This is a genomic window from Geminicoccus sp. (assembly GCF_036263595.1).
Classification (GTDB): Bacteria; Pseudomonadota; Alphaproteobacteria; order Geminicoccales; family Geminicoccaceae; genus Geminicoccus.
The window spans coordinates 22,342-45,059 of record NZ_DATAGQ010000236.1 but is presented as its reverse complement, the minus strand read 5'-3'; the positions used below and the strand labels follow the sequence as shown (position 1 = coordinate 45,059).

Here is a 22,718-nt window from a genome sequence, read left to right as displayed (position 1 = left end):
TCGAACTGCCTGCCGCCACGGTACGGACCAGCCGCTCACGCAGATCCCGAGACAACGGGGCCGTCATCAACCATCTCCCTCACCCGAGATGATCCCCCAACCAGACACGCTGAACCCGTGCAACCTCAAACTGCTCTAGCGACCAGCGCTGTTGGCGCCCCTTGGCAGCGTCCACTCGTTCGCACTGGCGAGGGCAAACCCAAGCCGGTGACCGCGCCATCCGACTGCCCTTAACCGGAGCTTCCGGGCAGGAATTCGATTAACTTGATTGTCCATGACGAGAATTCGGGGCAGAGACAGCTGCAACGGGCCGGTGAGAACCTGGAGGAAGCGTCATGGACCATGGTGGAAAGTTGCTGGAGTTGAAGCGTCGGGGGCTCCTGGGTGCCAGTGCGCTGGCGGCCGCGGCCGGCATGTTCTCGGCAAGGTCGCCGTTCGGAATCAGCTCGGCCGCCGCGCAGGAAAGCGCTGGCGACGTTCCGTCGCTCCAGGGCAAGACCATCGCCATCAGCATCGTCGGGACCGACCACCACTGGGACCTGGAAGCCTACAAGGCCCAGATCGCCGAGGTCGAACGCTTGGGCGGAACGGCGGTGGGACTGGATGCCGGCCGCAACGACACCAAGCTGGTGGCCCAGCTGCAGACCGTCATCGGCCAGAAGCCCGACGCCGTCGTCCAGACGCTAGGCACCCTCAGCGTCATTGATCCGTGGCTCAAGAAGATCAAGGACGCGGGCATTCCGCTGTTCACGGTCGACCTGCCCTCGTCCAACACGATCAACAACACGACGTCGGACAACTTCCTGATCGGCTCGTCGCTGGCCTTGCAGCTCGTGTCCGACATCGGGGCCAAGGGCAACGTCGTCGTGTTCAACGGCTTCTACGGCGTGCCGGTCTGCGCGATCCGCTACGACCAGCTCCGTGCGGTGCTGAAGTACTTCCCGGACGTGAAGATCCTGGAGCCGGAACTGCGCGACGTCATCCCGAACACGGTCCAGGACGCCTACACCCAGATCACGGCTGTCCTGAACAAATATCCCGAGAAGGGATCGATCGCGGCCGTGTGGTCGGCCTGGGATGTGCCGCAGCTTGGCGCCACCCAGGCGATCGCGGCGGCCGGCCGGAACGAGGTGCGCACCTACGGCGTCGATGGCAGCCCGGAGGTCGTCGAACTGGTGAAGGATCCGGAATCTCCGGCAGCGGCCGTCGCCGCCCAGCAGCCGGCCGCAATCGGCAAGGCGGCGATCCAGAACGTCGCGCGCCATCTGGCCGGCCAGCCGGTGCCGGGCTTTACCTTCCTGCCGTCGATCATGGTCAACAAGCAGAACGCGGCCGAAGCACAAAAGCAGCTGGGACAGGGCTGACTTCCCACGTGGACGGTGGCCGCCCCGGCCGCCGTTCTCAAGCCTGCTCGGCCTCTTCCAGGAGCCCTGCCCTGCGCGGTCAGGGCTCCATGATACTTTCATGAAGGCGATCGCGTGGCGGATCCGAAGAGCGAGCTTGCTCTGTCGATGCGGGATCTCGTGAAGGACTTTGGCGGCGTGCGGGCGCTGGCAGGTGCTTCGTTCGAGCTCCGACCTGGGGAGATCCATGGCCTGGTCGGGCAGAACGGTGCCGGCAAGTCGACGCTGATCAAGATCCTGGCCGGGATCTACCAGCCGGACGAAGGCCGGATCGAGCTGAACGGCCGGGACGTCCATCACCTGACGCCGCATGGGGTGGGCCAGCTGGGCATCCAGTTCATCCATCAGGACCGGCTGCTGGTGCCGACGTTCACCGTCGGCGAGGCGGTGTTCCTGGGCAGGGAAGCGACATTCGGCGGGCTGCTGGCGCGTCGACGGATGGAGCGGCAGGCGCGCGATCTTCTGCACGAGCAGTTCGGGATCACCTTGCCGAAAGGCGCCCTGATCGGCGAGCTCACGACAGCGCAGCAGCAGCTGGTCCAGATCGTGCGGGCGCTGTCGAACGAGCCACGCATCCTGGTGTTCGACGAACCGACGGCGGCCCTTGTCAAGCGCGAGGTCGACCGACTGTTCGCCAACATCGAGCGCCTGCGCCGTCAGGGCATCACGATCATCTACATCTCGCACTACCTTCAGGAGATCGAGCGGCTGTGCGACCGGGTGACGGTGCTGCGCAACGGCAAGAATGTCGGCACCGTCCAGCCGCGCACCACGCCGATCCGCGAGATCGCCCAGATGATGGTGGCACGGGACATCGACGACATGTTCCCGAAACGTCGGGTTCCGTTGGGACAGCCGGTGCTCGAAGTGAGCAGGCTGCAGCAGGCCCGGCATCTGAACGACGTATCGCTCCAGCTGCGTGCCGGCGAAATCATCGGCATGACCGGTCTGCTGGGGTCGGGAGTGAAGGAGCTGGTGCGGATCCTGTTCGGCCTGAGCCGCCCGGATTCGGGCACCATCGAGATCGATGGCAGGGCGGTCGCCCTTGGACGGCCATCAACCGCGGTCGAACGGCGCCTGGCCCTCGTGCCCGAAGATCGTCGCGGACAGGGCGTGGCGCTCGATGCCAGCATCCGTGAGAACATCACGTTGACGAGCCTTCAGAGGTACCTGCGTGGTGGGCTGGTTAGCCGACGTGCCGAGGAAGCCGAGGCGAATCGGCTGATCAACGAGCTGGGGATCCACCCGCCCCACCCTGACACGAACGTCCGCGACCTGTCCGGCGGCAACCAGCAGAAGGTGGTCATCGCGAAGTGGCTGGCACGGCAGTGCAGTGTCTACATTCTGGATGAACCCACGCTCGGCGTGGACATTGGCGCGAAGGTGGAGATCTACCGTCTGATCGGCGAACTGGTGGCCGGTGGGGCCGCCGTCATCCTCGTCTCGACCGACCTGGATGAACTGAACGGAATCGCGGACCGGATCCTGGTCTTCTACCGCGGCACCATCGTGAAGGAACTGCGTGGCGGTGAGGCCAGCAGCGATGCGCTGCTGGCCTGGTCCACGGGTGCTGCGGAGGCCGCATGAGCACGCTGCCGCTTCAGCCCAGTTCGGCCGAGCCCGAGCATGATCAGGCTGCCCCCCATCGCTGGGCTACACTGGTTCTTCAGGCAGGCTCTCTGCTCGCCTTCGCCGCCGTGCTGATCTTCTTCTCGGCGACAGCGCCCTTCTTCCTGTCGTTCTTCAACTTCACCAACGTGATCGCCCAGTCGGCCATCCTCGCCATCCTGGCGTTCGGCATGACCATCGTGATCATCGGCGGCGGCGCCAACGTGGTGACAGGAGGCATCGATCTTTCGGTGGCAGCGAATCTCGGATTGAGTGCTGCCGTCTACGCCTCCTTGATCCAGGCTGGCCATGGCGACTCGACGGCCGTGGCCGCAACGCTCCTGACCGGGCTTCTCATTGGCGGGGCCAATGCCTTCGCCGTGGTCATCGTCGGCATCCTTCCACTTCTGGCGACGCTGGCGGTGATGAACGTCGCTGCAGGTCTCGAGCTGGTGCTGACGGAGAACACGGTGGTTCCGGCGTCGTCGTCGTTCCTGATGGCCATCAACGATGCCGGCCCGCTGGGCATCCCGAACCTGGCCTACATCGTGATCATTGTCGCGATCATCGTGACCGCCATCGTCCAGTACTCGGCACTAGGCCTTCGCCTCTATGCCGTGGGCGAGCACCGCGAAGCAGCTCGAGCTGCCGGCTTGCCGGTCCAGCGCTACATCGTCGGCACCTACCTCGCGAGCGGCTTGTTCGCGGCCATCGCCGCCATCCTCTCGGTGGCCTACCTGAGCGGCAGCAGCACCGGCTCGGCGGAGCTGCTGCTGGGTGTCGTCGTGACGTCGCTGCTGGGCGTGGTCTTCTCCCGTCGCCTCGTCCCGACCATCACGGGAAGCCTTCTTGCCGCGCTGTTCATCGGGTTTCTCAGCAACGGCTTTCAGCTCCTCAATATCTCCAGCTACTGGGTCAGCGGCGTGCAGGGTGCGCTCATTCTCGTGGTGGTCGCAGTGACGTCGATCCTGCGACGCAAGGAAACCTGAGATGGCAGCCAACGCGGCGGCAGCACCGGCCAGGTCCGGTTCCAGAGCCGACCTCCTTCTGCGCGCCGGGCTGCCGGTGACCTTGCTCTTGGTCGGGCTGTTCTTCTCGTTCTCGGCCCCCAGCTTCTTGGCACCGGCCAATATCGAGAGCGTTCTCGTCAACAATTTCGCCTTGCTGGCCATTATCTCGATCGCCATGACCATGGCGGTCGCGTCCGGCGGCATCGACCTGTCGGTCGGGACGGCGCTGGACTTCGCGAGCCTGGTCTTCGTGAGCGCGATCGCCACCGGGCAGAACTTCTATGTCGCCCTTTTCGGCGGGCTGCTGGCCGGCAGCATGGCCGGCCTGTTCAACGCCTTCCTGATCGTAGGCTTGGGCATCACCCCGTTCCTGGCGACGCTCGGCACGCTGTTCATCGGGCGGAGCGTGCAGCAGCTCACGACCGGTGGCGGCATTCCCATCTATCTGTCCAAGTCCAAGGTGGCGCCGGAGAGCGTGTTTCTCGGACATGGCGACCTGCTGGGAATCGCGACACCGCTCTGGATCGTGTTGCTGGTGGCGTCGACGCTGGCCGTGCTCCTGCGGTCGACGGTCTTCGGCCGTCATGTCACCGCCATCGGCGTCCAGTCGACGGTCGCCTGGTACTCAGGCCTTCCGGTGCGCCGCAACCTCGTCCTGGTCTACATCCTGGCTGCCGCGATCAGCGCTATTGCGGGGATCCTCTTGTCGAGCACGGTTAATGCCTATGTGCCCTCGACAGGCAATGCCTTCCTGCTGAACGCCATCGGCGCCACGTTCATCGGTACGACCATCGACCGGAGCGGTCGGCCAAACATCCTTGGGACCGTCCTGGGCGTGCTGCTGCTGGCGATGGTGTCCAACGGCCTGCTGTTGGTCGGATGGAACTTCTACTGGCAGCAGGTCGGGACCGGCGCACTGATCTTCCTGGTGCTGGTGGTGACCTTTGCCAGCCGTCGCTGGCGCAAGGTCAGCTGACGTCAGCTCCCGATCGCGACCACGGCGAGGCGCGGAAACCGCCGCGATGCCAGCAATCGTGCCGCGCGGTGTGCCCGGATCCCGGCCGAACAGGCCAGCACGATCCGGCGGTCACGGGGCAGCTCTGCCGAGGCAATATCGGCTGGAAGGATGCGCAGGGCGCGGTCCGTCACTAGGCTCGGCGCCTCCTCGCTGCCGCGCAGGTCGACCACGACGTCGTCGGGTTCGATTGTGGCGGGATCGATGAACGGCAGGGGCGGTCCATCCGGCTCCGGCGTGCCGAGGAAGGAGAAGCCGCCGAACCCGAACCTGGACAGGTCCACCGACACCAGCCGCCCCGCTGGCGACGGCTGCAGTCCCAGGACCAGTTGGAGAACCATGTGGGCCTGTAGTGAACCCAGGGTCGCCACGACCGGACCGAGGACGCCATTGGCTGCGCAACTGCCGACTGTCGAGGGCATGTCCGGGAAGACGGCGCGGTAGCTAGGAGCGCCGCCACAGAAGGCGCCCACATATCCTCCCAAGCCCAAGACGGCCGCAGATATCAAAGGTTTATCGATGATCCTGCATGCGTCGCTCAAGATATAGGTAACAGCCAGGCTGTCAGCTGCATCGACGACCAAGTCAGCATCTTCGACTAGTGAAGCCGCGTTGGAAGGCATCAGCTTCTGGACAAGGGAAGCGACCGAAATCTCTGAATTGTAAGCTAGTATGGCCGATTTGGCAGCTTCCGCCTTCCAAGCGCCTGCGTCCGACTGCCGATACAGGGGCTGGCGGTGGAGGTTCGACATCTCCACCCGGTCATGATCGATGATGGTGAGCTTTCCGATGCCGGCACCGGCCAGATTGAGGAGAACGGGCGAACCCAGGCCGCCTGCGCCGACGACTAGGACCGAGGCGGCCGCGAGCTTGGCTTGGCCGGCCTCTCCAACCTCGGGCAGTACCATCTGGCGAGCGTAGCGGCTGTTCATGCGGCCTCCTTCTGGACAGCCTTGATCCATTCCCGGGTGCGCGCTTCCGGGTCAGCATGCAGCAGGATGTCCGTGACCACGGCAGCGCTGTCGGCACCGGCCTCAAGGACGTCCCTGGCGCGTTCTGGCTTCAGCCCGCCAATGGCGACGAGCGGGATCGTCCCGATCCGCTTCTTCCACTCCTGGATCCTGGCGATGCCCTGTGGCGCCCATGGCATCTTCTTCAGGATGGTCGGGAAGATCGGCCCCAGCGCGATATAGTCCGGCCGGCAGGCCATGGCCCGCTCCAGTTCGGCATGATCGTGGGTGCTGATCCCGATCCTCACCTGTGCGGCCCGGATGGCATCCAGGTCCGCCTCGTCGAGATCCTCCTGCCCGAGATGGACCACGTCGCAGCCTTCCTCGATCGCAAGGCGCCAGTAGTCGTTGACGATCAGTTGGACCCCGTGAACCCGCGCAAGGTCACGTGCCGTCCGCACCAGCTGCCGGAGCTCTGCCCCAGGCATGTCCTTCATGCGCAACTGAACTAGCCGGACGCCCTGTGGCAGGAGGCGCTCCAGCCAGCGCGGATGGTCCACGATCAGGTAGAATGGATCGAGTTGCATCGTTCAGTTCCGAAACGCCGTGCCCAGGAGCGGCGTCGACGGAGCGGCCATGTCTCGCGGTTCCATCGGATCCGCGAGAAAGGCTTCACGCCCGGCCTCGACCGCCAGCCGGAAGGCTGCAGCCATGCGGGCAGGCTCGCCCGCCTTCGCGACGGCCGTATTCAGGAGGATGGCATCGTAGCCAAGCTCCATCGCCTGCGCGGCATGCGACGGCAGACCGATGCCGGCGTCCACGACCAGCGGTATGTCCGGAAAATGGGACCGCATGCTGCGCAGGGCGAACAGATTGTTCAGTCCCCGCCCCGAGCCGATCGGCGCTCCCCAGGGCATCAGAACCTGGCAGCCGGCCTCCAGCAGCTTTTCCGCCACGATCAGGTCGTCGGTCGTGTACGGAAACACCTGGAAGCCGTCCTCCGACAGGATCCGCGCCGCTTCCACCAGCCCGAACACGTCCGGCTGCAGCGTATCGTGATGCCCGATCACCTCCAGCTTGACCCACGACGTGCCGAAGACCTCGCGCGCCATCTGCGCGGTGGCGACGGCTTCCTTCACGGTATGGCAGCCGGCCGTGTTCGGCAGGACCTTCACGTCGAGCGAGCGGATCAGCGACCAGAACCCCTGGCCGGCTCGCCCGGCCCCGGATTCGCGCCGCAGCGAAACCGTGACCACCTCGGCACCAGCCGCCCGGACGGCCTCCGCCAGGATGGCCGGCGAGGGATACTGCGATGTGCCCAGCAGGAGTCGTGACGTCAGCTTCGTGCCATAAACATCCATGATTGCTCAGCCTCCTTGCATGGGTGCAAGAATCTCGACCTTGTCACCCTCCTCTAGGCTCGTCTCGTTACGACGTGGCACGGGCACGAAGCTGCCGTTCACGGCGGTCGCGACCACAATGTTCCCGTAGCCCAGCTGTTCCAGCAGATCGGCGAGCACGACCCGGTCTGTCTGGACCGGCTCTCCGTTCACGATCAACTTCATCCCACCTCTCTTTCTTCATCCACAAGATATTGATTAGGCTTGCCTTCCGAGACTAGTTCATCTGCTACACGAGCTAGGACCGGTGCGAGCAGAAAGCCGTGTCGGTAGAGGCCGTTCAGGTAGAGGGTTCGGCCGATCTGCCGGACGCGCGGGAGGTTGTCGGGAAAGGCCGGGCGTGCATCGGCACCGAGTTCGACGATCTCTGCTTCTCCAAACGCCGGATGCAGCGTGTAGGCGGCATTGAGGAGTTCCACGGCCGATCGCACCGTCACGCGGGTCCGGTCGCCGCTCTCGATGCTGGTGGCCCCCACCATGAAGTGCCCGTCATCGCGGGGCACGATGTACAAGGGGAAGCGGGGGTGCAGGAGCCGTACGGGCCGCTGCAGGGAGATCTCGGGGCAGCGGAGGATCAGCATCTCGCCCCTGACGCCCCGCAGGTCCGCCAGATGGTCTCGGGCTGCCAGGCCGCGGCAGTCGATCACCCGGTCGGCTGCGGCCAGATGCTGGCGTGCATCCACCCCGAACCGAATCACCACACCCTGCTCCTGCAAGCGCGAAGCCAGCGACTGCAGGGCCTGGCGAGGATCGAGATGCGCCTCATCGGGAAAGAACAAGGCCCGGCCGAAGCGCCCGCCGAGATCTGGCTCGAGTTCGCCGAGTTCCGTGCCTGAGAGCGGCCGGAAATGCGAGGTGCGCCGCGCGAACCGGTCGAGCTCCCGCTCGTCGCGCCTGGGAGCCACGACAAGGCTGCCTCGCTGGACGGTCTGCGGGTGGACACGAGGCCAGTAGGAAAGCGCCTCCTGGCCGAGGTCGGCCACGATCTGCTCGGCACTTTCCCGCTCGCACCAGGGAGCCAGCATTCCACCGGCATAGCGGGAGCAGGACGCAAGGCCGAGCCCAGGACCCTGCTCGAGCACATCGACGTCGTGGCCGCGTTCCGCCAGCGCAAGCGCTGCGGTCAAACCGGCGACACCTGCTCCCATGACCACGATATGCATCGATCGGTACGCTCCCCAGCCTGATGGCGGGAGGTCGATCTCTGCCGGATTGCAGCGGTCACCCATCCCTACGCCAGCATGAACTGGATCAGGTTCGAAGGGTCGTCATGCCGCACAGCAGGCTGTGCCGATGACCTCTCAGCCCCCTCGCGGGGCTCCCCTAGGTGCTCTGAAGGTGATGTCGATCGCGGCCGAAGTCAAACACCTGGGCTGCCTGGCCCCTCACTTTCGGGCGTGAGCCCGCTTGGCCTTCTGCACCGGCAGCGTCTGCTCAGTGCGGAAGAAGCCGGTCCAAGGGTCACTACCGAGGTGGCCCAGACGGTTCGCCACGTTGTTGACGTTGAAATGCGGACCCCGGACGTCGACATCCAGTTCATCCCAGGCCAGTGGCGTGGAGACCGGCGCACCGGCACGGGCGCGCGTCGAGTAGGCGCAAACCGCCGTGGATCCGCGTCCGTTGCGCAGCCAGTCGACGAAGACCCGCCCGGCCCGCAACTTCTTGGTCATCGTCGCGGTGTACAAGGCGGGGCTGTCCTTCGTCATGGCCGCCGCAAGCTCATGGGCGAAGTTCTTGGCCTGCTCCCAGTCCGCCGACGGCTTGAGTGGCACGACCACATGGAGTCCCTTTCCACCGGTCGTCTTCAGGTAGCTTTCCAGCCCCTGCACCTTCAGGCGCTCGCGAACGTCGAACGCCGCCTGTTTGACCTGTTCCCAATCCACATCATCCCCGGGGTCCAGGTCGAACGTCACCTGGTCGGGATGATCCAGGTCATCGATGCGGACACCCCATGGATGGACCTCCAGGACACCGCCCTGCACCAGGGCCACCATCCCGTCCAGGTCCTGGATGGTCAGTACCGTGTCACCACCATTGCCCGGATTGTCGAGCACGGTCACGGCCCGGTTCATGCCGCGCCAGGGCGATTTCTGGAAGAAGCATTTCTGGCCCACGCCATCGGGGCAGCGCATCAGCGACAGCGGACGCGCCACCACATGCGGCGCCATCCACTTCCATATGTCGGCATAGTAGTCGACGAGGCCCTGCTTGGTGACGCCGTCCTCCGGCCAGTAGACCCTGTCCGGGTGGGTCAGCTTCACCCTCGCCTGTTTCGGCTCGGCCGGGGCCTTGGGTAGAGCCTTGGCTGAAGCCTTTCTCGCCGGCGCGGGATCCTCGCGGACGATCTCGGTCGCCGGTTTATCGTCGCGCAGGCCGCGGAAGGAGGCGTGCCGGAGCAGCAGATCGCCGGTCCAGCCCCTGAACTCCACTTCCGCCACCAGTTGCGGGCTGACCCAGTGCACGTCCCGGCTGCTTCGCTCGGGCCGCTCCTTGAACGGCATCTTGGTCTCGTCGAGGGAGCGCAAGCGCTCCCAGAGCTCCCGCGCCATGGCACCGCCGAAGCCGGTGCCCACCCGCCCGGCATGTACCAGCTTCCCATCGTCGTAATAGGCAAGCACGAGGGAGCCGATCGCTCGCGGCGCCGCGGTGGAGGGTACCCAACCGACGATCACGAATTCCTGCCGGTCGCCGCACTTCGACTTGATCCAGTCGCCGCTGCGCCCCGAGCGGTAGGGTGCAGCGCGCAGCTTGGAGACGATGCCTTCCAGGCTGAGCCGGCAGGCATGCTGCAGCACGAGATCGCCCTGCTCCGGAAACGATTCGCTGAAGCGAAGGGGCTGGGAGTCATGACCGAGGCCCGCGAGCAGCTCCCGCAGCCGGCGCTTGCGCGTGTCCAGCGGTTCTGCCCGCAGGTCCAGCCCGTCCTGGAAGAGAAGGTCGAAGGCATAGTAGCGGAAACGGTCGGTCCGGCCGGCAGAGAGATCCTCACGCAAGGCGACATAATCGGAAGCGCCCGCCTCGCCCTCCACGACCACTTCACCGTCGATGAGATGGTCGGTACCGGGAAGTGCCGCGAAGGCTGCCGGGATGGCCGAGCCGAACGTGCCGGTCCAGTCCAGGCCGGAGCGCGTCAGGAGCACGACACTGTCTTCCTGAATCCTTGCCTGGATCCGATAGCCGTCGAACTTGATCTCGTGAAGCCAGCGGTCCCCGACGGGCGGCTTGGCCTCCAGCGTCGCGAGGCATGGCGGCACGAAGTCGGGCATGGCGGTGGTTGTTCTGGCGCTGGAACGCGCCGCGCGACGCCTCGTGGGTGCCGTTTTCCCTTTCACGCCGGCAGGCGCCGGCTTGGGTGAAGCGTCCTGCCCGATCTCGTCGTTCGACCGGCCGCTCAGCACCGAGTTCGGCGCCTCTTCCAGGATGTCTGGCGCGTTCTCGGGCCGGGCGTGGTCATCGCGCTGCTTGATCAGCAGCCAGTTGTCGCGTTTCTCGCCTCGCTGCCGGTGCATGCGCACGAGGTGCCAGGATCCATGCAGTTTCTCGCCCGCCAGCTCGAACGAGAGACGCCCCTTGCTCAGGCCCAGATGCGGGTCCGCCTCAGGCTTCCATATCCCGCGGTCCCACACGATGACCGAGCCTGCGCCATACTCGCCTTTCGGGATGGTGCCCTCGAAATCACCGTAGTCCAGCGGATGGTCCTCGACCTCGACCGCCAAGCGCTTCTCGCCCGCCACGAGACTCGGGCCTCGCGCCACCGCCCAGCTCTTCAGCACCCCGTCGAGTTCGAGCCGGAGGTCGTAGTGCAGCCGTCGCGCAGCGTGCTTCTGGATGACGAAGCCATGGCCCTTGGTGCGAGCCTTCCTTCCCTTCGGCTCCGCCGTCCTCGTAAAGTCTCGCTTGGCGATATAAGCCGCGAGGTCAGCCACGGAGTTCACCCTGCCTTACGTGTCGTCGGCTTCGATGGCGCCTTCTTCTTCGCCGTTGTGGAGCTTCCCGACGAGGAGGATTTGGCTTTTGTTGCCGACTTGGCCCGGCTGGGTGCTGCTGGTTTCTGATCCTCGTTGTCATTCGTGGCGCCGAGGCTCCGCCGCAGGGCTTCCATCAGGTTCACGACATTGCCCTGGTCGCGCGGCTTTGGCGGCGCCTTCGGCTTCTTGCCCTTGGCCTTCGCCTTGACCATCTCGACCAGCGCTTCCTCGTAGCGGTCGCGGAACTCGGACGGGTCGAAGCGGCTGGCCTTGGTGTCGATGATGTGGCTCGCAAGATCGATCAGGTCGCTGGACAGCTTGATGTTCCGGATGTCCTCGAAATAGCCGCGGTCGTCCCGCACTTCCGTGTCGTAGTGCAGGGTGTGCGCCATGATCCCCTTCGAGCGCGGCTCCAGCATCAGGATCCGCTCGCGCCGGTACAGGACGACCCGCGCCAACCCGACCATCCGCCGCGCCCGCATCGCCTCCCGGATGACCACGAAGGCTTCCTCGCCGACCTTGTCGGTGGGGACCAGGTAGTAGGGCGTATCGATGTAGATCTCGTCGACTTCGGCGCGCGGGACGAACTTGTCGATGTCGATCGTGTGGGTGCTTTCCAGCGCTACCGAGTCGTACTCGTCTTCCTCGATCTGGACGTACTGGCCATCCTCCAGCTCGTATCCCTTGACCTGCTCGTCATCCTCAACGACGTCGCCGGTTTCGGCATCGATATACTGGCGCCGGACCCGGTTGCCGGTCTCCCGGTTCAGGGTGTGGAACGAGATGCGCTCCGCCGTGGTGGCTGCCGTGAACATGGCCACGGGGCAGGTCACCAGCGCGAGCTTCAGATAGCCTTTCCAGTTCGGGCGCGGTGCCATCGTCGTGGATCCTCAAAGTACCCGGGCCAGCAACGGGAGGTCTGGCACGCGGTTCCCGAAGAACAGGATCGTCGCGAGAAGTCTCGCCGAAGACGTGCTCTCGGCCGGACCAGCATCAGGAAGGCCGGCGCGGAACAACCAGCTTTGCCGTCAGCGTCTGGACGATGTCGCCATGCTGGTTCCGGGTTTCGCTCCGCAACGTGACCATGCCGCGATCCGGACGCGAGCGTGACGGCCTGATCTCCACCACCTCGCTGTCCACGGTCAGGATGTCGCCCGGCCGCGTCGGCTTCGGCCACGTCAGCTCACAGCCCGCTCCTATGAGGCCACCTGCCAGCGGCGCGCCGCCCTCTACCAGAAGGCGCATGGTGAGTGCCGCCGTGTGCCATCCGCTCGCCGCAAGCCCGCCGAACAGGCTCGACTGCGCCGCGACCTCGTCCAGGTGGAACGGCTGGGGATCGTAGGCTCGTGCGAACGTCCTGATCTCTTCGGCCTCGACAGGAAGCGAGCCACTCCTGAAGCGCTGGCCCAGCCGAAGGTCATCCAGGAAGAACAAGCTAGTTGGCTCGGACAAGAAGGCTTACTCCCGTGGCGCAATGATCCCGGACGCCCGCAAGGCCATGTCGTGGCCGCCATGGCTACGATGCCGGCAATGGAGCAGCGCCAGCTTGACAAGGTCCACGAACACATCCCCGACCGTGCACCCCTCCGCCCGTACCGTCCATCTGCTCCTTGCCATGGCGAATGTAGCGGTCGGCGTCGCAGCCTTCATGGTGATCGGCATCCTGTCGCCAATCGCCGCGACGTTCGGTATCGAGCCATGGCAGGCAGGCTGGCTGATGACGGTCTACGCCATCGTGTATGCGCTTTCGTCGCCTGTCCTGGTCGCCGTCACTGGCCATATGGACCGCCGCAGCGTGCTGTCGATCGGGCTGGCGCTGCTGGTCCTGGGATCGGCCGTCTCGGCAGCCGCTCCGTCCTTTGGCGTCATGCTGGCCAGCCGCACCGCCATGGCGCTGGGTGCCGGGTTGATCACGCCGGTCGGCACCGCGATTGCCGTGGCGACCACCCTGCCGGAGCACCGCGGCCGGGCGCTGGCCACCGTGTTTGGCGGCTTCACCATTGCCCAGGCCCTGGGCGTTCCGCTCGGAGTCTGGCTGGGCTACCAGTTCGGCTGGCGGCTGACCTTCGCCGCGGTGGCCGCCCTGGCCCTGATCTGCCTGATGGTCCTGCGCCATTACGTGCCGAGCGAGATCAAGGTCCAGCCATCCTCGCTGGCGACTCTGGGCAGCGTCCTGCGCACGCCATCCCTGCTGACTGCCGTGTTGTTCATCGCCTGCCTGATGGCCAGCGCGTTCACCGTCTACACCTACCTGGCCTCGCTCCTGCAGACGATCCATGGCTTTGGCCAGACAGGCATCACGCTGATGTTCCTGATCTTTGGCCTTGGCGGGATCGCCGGCAACATCCTGGGCGGGTTCATGACCGACCGGATCGGCACGGTCAGGTCCCTCGTGGTGCTGACGATCGGCATGATGATCGTCCTGCCGGCGATGACGCTCCTGGCGCTGCCGCCGATCGGCATCGGCTTGGTCGTCGCGGTCTGGAGCGTGATCGGCTGGTCGGTGAACGTTCCGCAGCAGGCGCGCCTGGCCTCGCTGGATGGCGAGCGCGCGCCGATCCTCCTGGCCCTCCACGCCTCCTGCATCTATGTCGGCACCTCGGTCGGTGCCGCCATCGGCGGCTACACGATCGCGGTGTCCGGCTATCATCTTCTGGGTATGGTCGCCGTCCTTCCGGCAGGCCTGGGGCTCGCCAGCCTGCTGGCTACGAACCTTCTCGCTGGCCGCAAGGCAGCAAGAGCCGGGCGCTAGCTCTCGCAGCGCCCACCCCTCAGTTCACCCCGTGGTACCTTTTGTACCAGGCGATGAACTTCGGCAGGCCCTCCTCCAGCGAGGTGGTCGGCATGAAGCCCAGGTCGCGGGTGCTGGCCTCGATATCGGCATAGGTGGCCGGCACGTCGCCCGGCTGCATCGGCGCCAACTGCACGACCGCCTCGCGGCCCATTTCCCGCTCGATGATCGAGACGAAGGTCCGCAGGTCGTTTGGCCGGTGGTTGCCGAGGTTGTAGACCCTGGCCGGCACGCCCTGGTCGTTCGGCTGGGCCGGGCGGTCGAGCGCTGCCAGCGTGCCCGCCACGATGTCGTCGATATAGGTGAAGTCGCGCTTCATCTCGCCGTGGTTGAACAGCGTGATCGGCCGGCCCTTGGCGATCGCATCCGCGAAGATATAGGCTGCCATGTCCGGCCGCCCCCAGGGCCCGTAGACGGTGAAGAAGCGCAGGCCGGTCTGCGGGATCCTGTAGAGATGCGCATAGGCATACGACATCAGCTCGTCGGCGCGCTTGGTCGCCGCATAGAGCGAGACCGGCCGCTCCACCGGGTCGTCCACCGAGAACGGCGTCTTCTCGTTGCCGCCATAGACCGAGCTGCTCGACGCGTAGACGAAGCTTCGCAGGTTCGGCAGGTGGTGGCGGGCCACCTCCAGCATGACCATGTGCCCGACCAGGTTGGAGCGCACATAGTCGAAGGGTGCCGTCAGCGAATGGCGCACCCCCGCCTGGGCCGCCAGGTGCACCACCCCCGTGATCCGGTCGCCATGCTCCTCGGCCAGGTCCCGCATCTGGTCGAGTTCGGCGATGTCCGCCTTCACGAACCGGTAGCCGTCCCGCCCCGCCAGCTGCTGGAGACGCGCCTCCTTCAATGCCGGATCATAATAGGCATTGACGATGTCCACCCCCACGACCTCCTCGCCCCGCTCCAGCAGGGCACGGGCGACATGGAAGCCGATGAAGCCGGCAACACCGGTGACGAGGACGGCCATGGGTTCGGATCTCGTGAATGGGCGGCGGGACCGTGCGGCAGGTCCCGCGTCGGACGATCGTTAGGGTCTGCTCAGTTCGCTGCCGGCGCGGCCGAGGCGATGTAGACCTTCACCATCTTGTCCGGGTTCGACGGCGGCTCGCCCTTGGCGATGCGATCGACCAGATCCATGCCGTCCACCACCTTGCCGAATACGGTGTACTGGCCGTCGAGCCAGTCGCTGCGGTCGAAGCAGATGAAGAACTGGCTGTTGGCGCTGTTCGGGCTCTGGCTGCGCGCCATGCCGAGCGTGCCCCGCTCGAACGGCGTCTTGGTGAACTCGGCCTTCAGGTTCGGCTTGTCGGAGCTGCCGCGTCCGGTACCGGTCGGGTCGCCAGTCTGCGCCATGAAGCCCGGGATGACCCGGTGGAATACGATTCCGTCGTAGAAGCCCTCGCTGGCGAGCTCCTTGATCCGTGCCACATGCAGGGGTGCCAGGTCGGGCTGCAGTTCGACGGTCACCTTGCCCGTGGCAAGTTCGATGATCAGGGTATTGTCCAAGTCTCGGGCCTCCGCACCGCTCGTGGCAAGATGCGTCGCCAGGGCGGCTGCGCCAGCGACGAAAGCTCTCCTGGTCGTCACACCAACACCTTCACGAAATTAATCTTCCGCTGGGCCGGGCCCACCCCGACCGCGGTGCGTGATCGCAGAATTTGCAAGAGATGAGAACCCGCAAGGCATCGACCAGGTCTTCATCGCTGCTGGACCTCTGGCATGTCCGGGTCTTCAACGCCATGTTCCAGCGCGACAAACCGACGGGACCTCGAGGAACAGGCATGGCGACGGCGGTCCCGGCAGCAGGGCGGCACGATCTGACGGTCATCTCCGTGATCGGGATCGGCCATTTCTTCGCGCATTTCTACATTCTGGCCCTGCCACCCCTCTTTCCGGTGCTCACGGCCGGGCTCGGGTTCAGCTACACCCAGCTCGGCATCGGACTGGCAATCCTCAATCTCATGACGGCCATCGCCCAGGTGCCCGTGGGCATGATCGTCGACCGCTATGGGGCGTTCTGGCCCCTTCTGCTCGGCCAGATCGCCTTTGCCGTCGGCATCGCCGCAGTGGCGTTCGAGCCCTCGTTCGCCGTGTTCCTGGTGATGATGGCGGTGGCTGGTCTCGGCAACGCCGTCTACCATCCGGCCGACTATGCGATCCTGGCCGGTTCGGTCAGCTCGACCCGGCTCGGACGTGCCTACTCCGTCCACACGTTCGGCGGCTATCTGGGCTTCACGGCTGCGCCCGTCCTGCTGCTGCCGATCACGGCAGCATTCGGCTGGCAGGCCGCACTCGTGTCCGCGGGGCTGCTGGGCCTGCTCTTCACCCTGGTGCTGATCCCCTGCCGTCGCTTCCTCGCAAGCGAGCGCATGGCCAGGACGTCCAGCCGAAGCACAGGGACGGCAGGCACCCTCCGCTTGTTCGCAAGCTGGCCGATCGCGATGGCCTTCCTGTTCTTCGCCCTGATCTCGGCCGGCCAGGGCGGCTTCAGCAATTTCGGCACCGCGACCCTGGAACAACTGGCAGACGTCGATGTGGCGACGGCCGGGCTGCCGGTGATGCTCTATCTCGGCGCGTCCGCGCTGGGCGTGCTGATCGGCGGCCAGGTCGCCGACCGCACCGAGCGGCACGGCCTCGTCGTCGCGCTCTGCTTTGCCGTCCTCACCCTGGTCGCCACCATCCTTGCCCTCGCGCCGGCCCATCTGCCGACGATCGGCACCCTCTTCCTGGTCGCAGGGCTGTTCGGCGGTGCCGTCAGTCCGTCGCGTGATCTGATGGTCAAGCAGATCACGCCCAGCGGAGCATCGGGCCGGGTCTTCGGCTTCGTGACGATCGGATTCAATGCCGGCACGCTGGCGATCGCACCCGTGTTCGGGCATCTGCTCGACCGACAGGAGAGCCGGGTGGTATTCTGGCTGATCGCAGCGATCTCGCTGGCTTCGATTGCCACGATTCTGAAGAGCCGCGGTGCCGGCGCCGCCGATCCGCGGCGAGCCGCCGGGACGGCTTGAGCGGGCAAGAGCCTTTCCCCTCGGCCGGCACAGGTCTAGAGGGCTGCTGCAGCGCAATGAACCGAGGTAGTTTGGGGAAATGACCATCACGCGGATCGGCATCGTGGGCGCCGGCACGATGGGGGGCGGTATTGCCACGGCGACCGCGCAGGCCGGCGTCGAGGTGTTGCTGACCGACGCCAAGCCCGGAGCGGCGGCTGCGGCTGTGGACCTCGCCGGGACCTTCTTCGCACGATCGGTCGAAAAGGGCCGGCTCAGCCAGGATGAGGCAGATGCGGCGCGCCAGCGGATGCATGTCGTCGGCAGCATTGATGCGCTCGCGGATGTCGACCTCGTCATCGAGGCCGTGTTCGAGGACATGGCGCTCAAGACCGACGTGCTCGCCAAGATTGCGTCCGCCGTGCGGCCGGACACGCTGATCGGCACCAATACGTCCTGCCTGCGGGTCTCCGAACTGGCCAAGGCCGTGACCCAACCGGAACGGTTCCTGGGTCTCCACTACTTCAGCCCGGCACAGGTCAACCCGATCGTCGAGGTGGTCCGCGGCGAGCAGACGGCGGACGCCGCCGTCGCCCTGGCGCTGGAGTTCACGCAGCGTACCGGCAAGCAGCCGCTCGCGTGCAAGGACCAGTGGGGCTTCTGCATCAACCGGTTCTTCTGCCCCTACACGAACGAGGCCGCCCGGCTGGTGGACGAAGGACTGGGCACGCCCGGCGAGATCGATCTGGTCGCCAAGGAAGCGGTCGGTGCGGCCGCCGGTCCGTTCCAGGTCATGAACATCGTCAAGCCGCGGATCAATCTCCACGCGATCCGTAATCTGGCACCGCTTGGCGCGTTCTACACGCCAGCGCGTTCCATGGCAGTGACCGGCGATGCCGAAACGTCGTGGACGATCGATCCCGCCGGCGACATCGATCCCGCCAAGGCCGACCTCATTCGTGATCGCCTCCGCGCCGGGACCTTCCTGCCCGTCCTCCAGGAGCTGGACGAGGGGGTAGCCGGCCCGGCCGAGATCGACCACGGTGCCCGTGAAGCCTTGAAATTCGGCAAGCCCCCCTGCGCGCTGATGGACAGGCTGGGCCGGGCGGAGGTCGAGCGTCTGATCGTCCCGTTATGCAGCAAGTATGGCTACCAGCTGCCGAAGTCGCTGGATCGTGTAGGATCCTTGATCTCCACCTGACAAGGCGGCCAGCCAGCCCGAGCCGGCGCAACCCGGCGACTTATCGGCATGCACATCGGGCAGCCGCCTTGCCTCCCGGTGCGGCACGCACGACATGATTGCATCGTGGCGGTGCTCGTGTAAGCAGCCGCGCGCTTCGTTCACCTTGCTTGAGGCGCCGGTTTGGCGAAAATCTCGGTCGCTTCGACCTCTGGCCGCTCGTTGTCGTTACCAGGTGGGGTACGTGCGGGAACGGTTCTGGCCGCTCTGGGCGTCGTCTTCGGCGATATCGGCACGAGCCCGCTCTACACGATGCGCGAGGCGTTCGGTCATGCCGGACGGTTGGAGCTGGACGAACTCCACGTCCTGGGCGTGCTGTCCTTGGTGTTCTGGTCGCTCACGCTGATCGTCGCGCTGAAATACGTCGTGCTGATCATGCGCGCCGACAATAAGGGAGAGGGCGGCGTCCTGGCGCTGGCCGCCCTGGCGCTGGGCTCGGGCGGTGCCCGGGGCGACGCGCGCCGGATTCTGGTGCTCACGCTCGCGATGATCGGGGTCGGCCTCTTCTACGGCGATGCCATGATCACGCCGGCCATTTCCGTGCTTTCGGCCGTGGAGGGTCTGGAAACCCTGGATGCGCGCCTGGGCGATTACGTCCTGCCGATCGCGCTCGGGATCCTTCTCGGACTCTTTCTTCTCCAGCGGCACGGCACAGCCATGGTCGGCCGCGTGTTCGGGCCGATCATGGCGGTCTGGTTCACCGTGCTGGCGGTCCTGGGTATCGGCCAGATCGTGCAGAACCCGTCCGTGCTGCGGGCGATCGATCCGACCTGGGCCATCCAGTTCCTTGCTGTCGAGGGGCTTCATGCCTTCGTCGCGATGGGCGCCGTCGTCCTCTGCGTCACCGGCGCCGAGGCGCTCTATGCCGACATGGGCCATTTCGGCCGCCAGGCGATCCGCGTCTCCTGGTTCGGTATCGTGATGCCGGCCCTGCTGATCAACTATTTCGGCCAGGGTGCTTTGATCCTGGCTGATCCGGCCACGGTGGAATCGCCCTTCTTCCATCTCGTGCCCACCTGGGGTCTGGCGCCGCTAATTCTCCTGGCCACGCTCGCCACCATCGTCGCCAGCCAGGCCGTGATCTCCGGTGTGTTCTCCTTGACCTCGCAGGCGATCCGGCTGGGCTACCTTCCCCGCATGGTGATGCGCCACACCTCCGAGCACGAGATGGGCCAGATCTATATCCCGCGGGTCAATTGGCTGCTCATGGCGGGCGTGCTGGCTCTTGTCGTGACCTTCGGGAATTCCTCGGGCCTGGCTGCCGCCTACGGCATTGCCGTCACCAGTGCGATGGGCATTGACGCCATCCTGGCCGGGCTTGTCGCGGTCTGGCTGTGGCGCTGGTGCCGTTTGATGTCCGGCCTGGTCTTCGGCGTCCTCCTCTGCCTGGACGCCGCCTACATCATCGCCAACAGCCTGAAGATCCCGGATGGCGGATGGCTGCCATTGATCATGGCGGCTGTGGTGTATCTGATGCTTCGGACATGGTTCCGAGGTCGGCAGGTGCTCGCGACACTTCGGACCGCCGATGCCATGCCGATCGACCTGTTCATCCGGTCGGCAACGGCCAGCTCGCGCTGTCACCGCGTGCCCGGCACGGCTATCGTCCTTTGCAGCGACGTGTCGGTCGTTCCCAGCACCCTGCTGCATAATCTCAAGCACAACCATGTCCTGCACGAGCAGGTCGTCCTTCTGACGGTCAAGACCGACGATGTTCCGCGGGTCCCGATCGAGCAGGGCCTTCTCGTCCGCGACCTTGGCGACGGATTCTGGTCGATCACCGCCCATTTCGGCTTCACGGACGTTCCCGACATTCCGGCGGCGCTGCGGGCGGCGTCGGTGGCGGGGCTGACCGTGGATCCGGCCAGGGCCTCGTACTTCCTCGGCCGGGAAACACTCGTGCCGTCGACGCGTGATCACCTGGGACAGTGGGAAGAGCGGCTGTTCATCAGCATGTCCGCCACGGCCACGGATCCCACCGCCTATTTCGGCCTTCCACCCAACCGGGTGATCGAGGTGGGGACGCAGGTCGAAGTGTAGGGCGGCTGGTCAGGCGGCGCGCACTACGGCCAGAGGTCTCCAGGCAGTCCTGGGCCTTGTGGTGACCTCCTGGCATCTCAGTTCGACCCGCTCGGGGCTCCATGCGCCGGGCGATCCCGCGGACGAGCAAGATCGGCGACCGCGGAGGTGATCCGCCCAAGGCCATGACAGGACGCACGATCGCACGCCAGGCCGCGGCGAGTGTCGGGAACAGGGTCAGCACGACGGCGATGCAGGTCGACCGGCGCGTGGTGGGCCGAACGGGTGGCGTCATTGCCGTCGACGAGGCGGGCCGCAGCCGGTCTCTGGGCGCTGGTGGAACGCGCAGGAGCAGCAGCGGTTTGTTCGGGATCTTGAGCTTGCCGGACAGGCGGTCCAAGAACGACGCGATCAGCAGCATGAAGAGCTTCCCGCAGGTCGTGTTGCCGAACTGTCCGCAGGACCGGCCAGTTCGAGAACCACGCGACCCGAACATCGAAACTATCCCTGCGGGCTTCGTGGCGCATCGCACCTGATCTGAAGAGCGGGGGGTTCCGGTGAAACTCGAAGGTATCTTCGCGGCCAGCGTCACGGCCGCAACAGCCGATGGCGGTGTCGATCTCAAGCGGACGGCCGCGCACATCCGGTCTCTCCTCGCCGGCGGGTGCCATGGGGTGGCCCTGTTCGGCACCACGGGCGAGGCCGCGTCGTTCACGATCGCACAGCGTCAGGCGACGCTCGATCATCTCGTCCAGGAAGGCGTCTCACCCGATCGCCTGCTGGTCGGTGTAGGATTGTCCGCGCGGGACGACACATTGGCGCTGGCGACGCATGCCCTGTCGCGTGGATGCCGGCAGCTGCTCATGCTGCCGCCGTTCTTCTACAAGGGTGTCTCGGATGCCGGCGTGATCGCGGCCTTCACCGAGGTGGTCGATCAGTTGCCCGACGAAGCCCGGGTTATCCTTTACCATTTTCCGAAGGTGTCGGCGGTCCCCATCACCCAGCCCGTCATCGCGGCCCTGCGCGAACGGTTCGGGCCGAAGATCACGGGCCTGAAGGACAGTTCGGCGGATCTCGAGCATACGCTCACGATGATCAGCGCCTTCCCCGACCTGTCGGTATTCCCCGGTGCTGACCAGCATCTGCTGAGGACGCTGGACGCAGGCGGGGCCGGGTCGATCTCGGCAGCGGCGAACCTGAACGCTCCGGGCAATCGCGCCGTGTTCGATCTCTTCAAGGCAGGCTGGCAGGCCGAGGCGCTGGATGCTCAGGAGGTCGTGACCGCCGTTCGCCGCGCCGTCGAGGAAGCGGGTCCGCTGATCCCGACGATCAAGGCGCTGCTGGCTGCGCGGCTCCAGGATCCAGCTTGGCGGCAGGTCCGGCCGCCCCTGTGCGCGATCGATGATCCGGCCTCCCTCGAACCGATCATGGCAGCACTGGCCAAGGCACACACAAAGGTATAAAGATATCGTTATGCGGTTTGGCCATGGCTCGTCGCGAACCGGGGAACTCCGGTCGTAGGGCGAGAAGCGTGGCCGGCGATGACCTCGCTATGAATGGGCGGTGAGCAGCCCTGACGGGACGGAACGATGAGCGACGGTGGCGACGAACTGGACCTGCGAGAGCTCGACGACGACGAGCTGACCAAGCAGATCCAGGACGACCTGTATGACGGCCTCAAGGACGAGGTCGTGGAAGGGGTCAACATCCTGCTGGAGCGCGGCTGGACACCCTACCGGGTGCTCACCGAGGCCCTTGTCGGTGGCATGACCATCGTCGGCGTCGATTTCCGCGACGGCATCCTGTTCGTGCCGGAAGTCCTGCTCGCGGCGAACGCGATGAAGGCCGGCATGTACGTTCTTCGCCCGCTGCTCGTGGAGACGGGGGCGCCCAGCGTCGGCAAGATGGTGGTCGGAACCGTGAAGGGCGACATCCACGACATCGGCAAGAACTTGGTCGGGATGATGATGGAAGGTGCCGGGTTCGAGGTGATCGACCTCGGCATCAACTGCGACGTCGACAAGTATTTCGCGGCACTCGACGAGCACAAGCCCGACATCCTCGGCATGTCCGCGCTGCTTACCACCACGATGCCCTACATGAAGGTGGTCATCGACACGCTGGTCGAGCGCGGCCGGCGCGACGACTTCATCGTGCTGGTCGGCGGCGCACCGTTGAACGAGGCCTTCGCCAAGGCGGTCGGCGCCGATGCCTATTGCCGTGACGCCGCGGTGGCCGTCGAGACCGCCAAGGAGTTCATGGCACGCAAGCACAACCAGCGCGGCGCGGTGACCTGACCTGCCCCTTCTGGACGAGCAACC

The 22,718-nt window shown here is 65.8% G+C and carries 21 protein-coding genes and 1 riboswitch; of the genes, 11 read left to right on the top strand and 10 right to left on the bottom strand.

The genetic code is table 11. The features are described from left to right. Nucleotides 1-335: 335 nt before the first annotated feature. The 4 genes from VHL31_RS25630 to VHL31_RS25615 all read left to right on the top strand — a co-directional run bounded on the left by VHL31_RS25630 (nucleotide 336) and on the right by VHL31_RS25615 (nucleotide 4,997). A complete protein-coding gene (locus VHL31_RS25630) occupies nucleotides 336-1,364 on the top strand; it encodes a sugar ABC transporter substrate-binding protein (RefSeq protein WP_329664088.1) in 1,029 nt (342 codons plus the stop codon). Between the two features lie 114 nt (nucleotides 1,365-1,478). Continuing rightward, nucleotides 1,479-2,990 (top strand): sugar ABC transporter ATP-binding protein, encoded by a 1,512-nt coding sequence (locus VHL31_RS25625; protein ID WP_329664087.1) that lies wholly within the window; start codon nucleotides 1,479-1,481, stop codon nucleotides 2,988-2,990. Then, nucleotides 2,987-4,000 (top strand): ABC transporter permease, encoded by a 1,014-nt coding sequence (locus VHL31_RS25620; protein ID WP_329664086.1) that lies wholly within the window; start codon nucleotides 2,987-2,989, stop codon nucleotides 3,998-4,000. Before VHL31_RS25625 ends, VHL31_RS25620 begins: the two co-directional genes overlap by 4 nt. Before the next feature lies 1 nt (nucleotide 4,001). After that, nucleotides 4,002-4,997, top strand: coding sequence for an ABC transporter permease (locus tag VHL31_RS25615; RefSeq protein WP_329664085.1), 996 nt, complete (start codon nucleotides 4,002-4,004; stop codon nucleotides 4,995-4,997). A gap of 2 nt (nucleotides 4,998-4,999) precedes the next feature. Here the strand turns inward: VHL31_RS25615 and VHL31_RS25610 are convergent, their stop codons facing one another. From VHL31_RS25610 to VHL31_RS25575, 8 genes are all read right to left on the bottom strand, one after another. Further along, the gene (locus VHL31_RS25610; RefSeq protein ID WP_329664084.1) at nucleotides 5,000-5,968 is read right to left on the bottom strand and encodes a HesA/MoeB/ThiF family protein; all 969 of its coding nucleotides are present in this window, start codon (nucleotides 5,966-5,968) and stop codon (nucleotides 5,000-5,002) included. Next, on the bottom strand, nucleotides 5,965-6,573 hold the full coding sequence (locus VHL31_RS25605; protein WP_329664083.1) for a thiamine phosphate synthase: 609 nt from the start codon (nucleotides 6,571-6,573) through the stop codon (nucleotides 5,965-5,967). The genes VHL31_RS25610 and VHL31_RS25605 overlap by 4 nt, the downstream gene beginning before the upstream one ends. A 3-nt stretch (nucleotides 6,574-6,576) precedes the next feature. Then, a complete protein-coding gene (locus VHL31_RS25600; protein WP_329664082.1) occupies nucleotides 6,577-7,347 on the bottom strand; it encodes a thiazole synthase in 771 nt (256 codons plus the stop codon). Between the two features lie 6 nt (nucleotides 7,348-7,353). Beyond that, entirely contained in the window at nucleotides 7,354-7,551 is a 198-nt protein-coding gene (thiS, locus tag VHL31_RS25595; RefSeq protein WP_329664081.1) for a sulfur carrier protein ThiS, read from the bottom strand. Next, the gene (thiO, locus tag VHL31_RS25590) at nucleotides 7,548-8,549 is read right to left on the bottom strand and encodes a glycine oxidase ThiO (protein WP_329664080.1); all 1,002 of its coding nucleotides are present in this window, start codon (nucleotides 8,547-8,549) and stop codon (nucleotides 7,548-7,550) included. Before thiO ends, thiS begins: the two co-directional genes overlap by 4 nt. 47 nt (nucleotides 8,550-8,596) lie before the next feature. Continuing rightward, nucleotides 8,597-8,721: riboswitch (TPP riboswitch) on the bottom strand. A gap of 50 nt (nucleotides 8,722-8,771) precedes the next feature. Then, nucleotides 8,772-11,312, bottom strand: coding sequence for a DNA ligase D (gene ligD, locus VHL31_RS25585; protein ID WP_329664079.1), 2,541 nt, complete (start codon nucleotides 11,310-11,312; stop codon nucleotides 8,772-8,774). A gap of 5 nt (nucleotides 11,313-11,317) precedes the next feature. Then, nucleotides 11,318-12,232, bottom strand: a complete 915-nt coding sequence (locus VHL31_RS25580; protein WP_329664078.1) for a Ku protein — start codon at nucleotides 12,230-12,232, stop codon at nucleotides 11,318-11,320. Nucleotides 12,233-12,347: 115 nt separating this feature from the next. Continuing rightward, entirely contained in the window at nucleotides 12,348-12,806 is a 459-nt protein-coding gene (locus VHL31_RS25575) for a MaoC family dehydratase (protein ID WP_329664077.1), read from the bottom strand. Nucleotides 12,807-12,900: 94 nt separating this feature from the next. On the opposite strand from VHL31_RS25575, the gene VHL31_RS25570 reads away from it, so the two are divergent. Then, nucleotides 12,901-14,106 carry an MFS transporter gene (locus VHL31_RS25570; protein ID WP_329664076.1) on the top strand — a complete coding sequence of 402 codons (1,206 nt, stop codon included), beginning with the start codon at nucleotides 12,901-12,903 and terminating at the stop codon, nucleotides 14,104-14,106. 19 nt (nucleotides 14,107-14,125) lie between these two features. On the opposite strand, the gene VHL31_RS25565 is transcribed toward VHL31_RS25570, so the two are convergent. Continuing rightward, nucleotides 14,126-15,115 carry an SDR family NAD(P)-dependent oxidoreductase gene (locus VHL31_RS25565; protein ID WP_329664075.1) on the bottom strand — a complete coding sequence of 330 codons (990 nt, stop codon included), beginning with the start codon at nucleotides 15,113-15,115 and terminating at the stop codon, nucleotides 14,126-14,128. A 71-nt stretch (nucleotides 15,116-15,186) separates the two neighbouring features. Then, entirely contained in the window at nucleotides 15,187-15,696 is a 510-nt protein-coding gene (locus VHL31_RS25560) for a peptidylprolyl isomerase (protein WP_349262553.1), read from the bottom strand. A gap of 233 nt (nucleotides 15,697-15,929) precedes the next feature. On the opposite strand from VHL31_RS25560, the gene VHL31_RS25555 reads away from it, so the two are divergent. The 6 genes from VHL31_RS25555 to VHL31_RS25530 all read left to right on the top strand — a co-directional run bounded on the left by VHL31_RS25555 (nucleotide 15,930) and on the right by VHL31_RS25530 (nucleotide 22,694). Continuing rightward, nucleotides 15,930-17,159 (top strand): MFS transporter, encoded by a 1,230-nt coding sequence (locus VHL31_RS25555; protein WP_329664073.1) that lies wholly within the window; start codon nucleotides 15,930-15,932, stop codon nucleotides 17,157-17,159. 79 nt (nucleotides 17,160-17,238) lie between these two features. Beyond that, nucleotides 17,239-18,339, top strand: a complete 1,101-nt coding sequence (locus VHL31_RS25550) for a 3-hydroxyacyl-CoA dehydrogenase family protein (RefSeq protein ID WP_329664072.1) — start codon at nucleotides 17,239-17,241, stop codon at nucleotides 18,337-18,339. Nucleotides 18,340-18,540: 201 nt separating this feature from the next. Continuing rightward, entirely contained in the window at nucleotides 18,541-20,418 is a 1,878-nt protein-coding gene (locus VHL31_RS25545) for a potassium transporter Kup (protein WP_329664071.1), read from the top strand. 164 nt (nucleotides 20,419-20,582) lie between these two features. Next, nucleotides 20,583-20,933 (top strand): hypothetical protein, encoded by a 351-nt coding sequence (locus VHL31_RS25540; RefSeq protein WP_329664070.1) that lies wholly within the window; start codon nucleotides 20,583-20,585, stop codon nucleotides 20,931-20,933. Nucleotides 20,934-20,954: 21 nt separating this feature from the next. Then, nucleotides 20,955-21,860: a dihydrodipicolinate synthase family protein gene (locus VHL31_RS25535; protein ID WP_329664069.1), complete on the top strand. Its 906-nt coding sequence runs from the start codon at nucleotides 20,955-20,957 to the stop codon at nucleotides 21,858-21,860. A 126-nt stretch (nucleotides 21,861-21,986) separates the two neighbouring features. Then, nucleotides 21,987-22,694 (top strand): B12-binding domain-containing protein, encoded by a 708-nt coding sequence (locus VHL31_RS25530; RefSeq protein WP_329664068.1) that lies wholly within the window; start codon nucleotides 21,987-21,989, stop codon nucleotides 22,692-22,694. The last annotated feature ends 24 nt before the right edge of the window (nucleotides 22,695-22,718 follow it).

Coding starts and splice junctions, on each gene's coding strand:
- thiS (WP_329664081.1), bottom strand. CDS start 7,551: ATGAAGTTGATCGTGAACGGAGAGCCGGTCCAGACAGACCGGGTCGTG.
- VHL31_RS25610 (WP_329664084.1), bottom strand. CDS start 5,968: ATGAACAGCCGCTACGCTCGCCAGATGGTACTGCCCGAGGTTGGAGAG.
- VHL31_RS25605 (WP_329664083.1), bottom strand. CDS start 6,573: ATGCAACTCGATCCATTCTACCTGATCGTGGACCATCCGCGCTGGCTG.
- thiO (WP_329664080.1), bottom strand. CDS start 8,549: ATGCATATCGTGGTCATGGGAGCAGGTGTCGCCGGTTTGACCGCAGCG.
- VHL31_RS25615 (WP_329664085.1), top strand. CDS start 4,002: ATGGCAGCCAACGCGGCGGCAGCACCGGCCAGGTCCGGTTCCAGAGCC.
- VHL31_RS25630 (WP_329664088.1), top strand. CDS start 336: ATGGACCATGGTGGAAAGTTGCTGGAGTTGAAGCGTCGGGGGCTCCTG.
- VHL31_RS25620 (WP_329664086.1), top strand. CDS start 2,987: ATGAGCACGCTGCCGCTTCAGCCCAGTTCGGCCGAGCCCGAGCATGAT.
- VHL31_RS25600 (WP_329664082.1), bottom strand. CDS start 7,347: ATGGATGTTTATGGCACGAAGCTGACGTCACGACTCCTGCTGGGCACA.
- VHL31_RS25565 (WP_329664075.1), bottom strand. CDS start 15,115: ATGGCCGTCCTCGTCACCGGTGTTGCCGGCTTCATCGGCTTCCATGTC.
- VHL31_RS25530 (WP_329664068.1), top strand. CDS start 21,987: ATGAGCGACGGTGGCGACGAACTGGACCTGCGAGAGCTCGACGACGAC.
- VHL31_RS25550 (WP_329664072.1), top strand. CDS start 17,239: ATGACCATCACGCGGATCGGCATCGTGGGCGCCGGCACGATGGGGGGC.
- VHL31_RS25555 (WP_329664073.1), top strand. CDS start 15,930: ATGGCGACGGCGGTCCCGGCAGCAGGGCGGCACGATCTGACGGTCATC.
- VHL31_RS25580 (WP_329664078.1), bottom strand. CDS start 12,232: ATGGCACCGCGCCCGAACTGGAAAGGCTATCTGAAGCTCGCGCTGGTG.
- VHL31_RS25540 (WP_329664070.1), top strand. CDS start 20,583: ATGACAGGACGCACGATCGCACGCCAGGCCGCGGCGAGTGTCGGGAAC.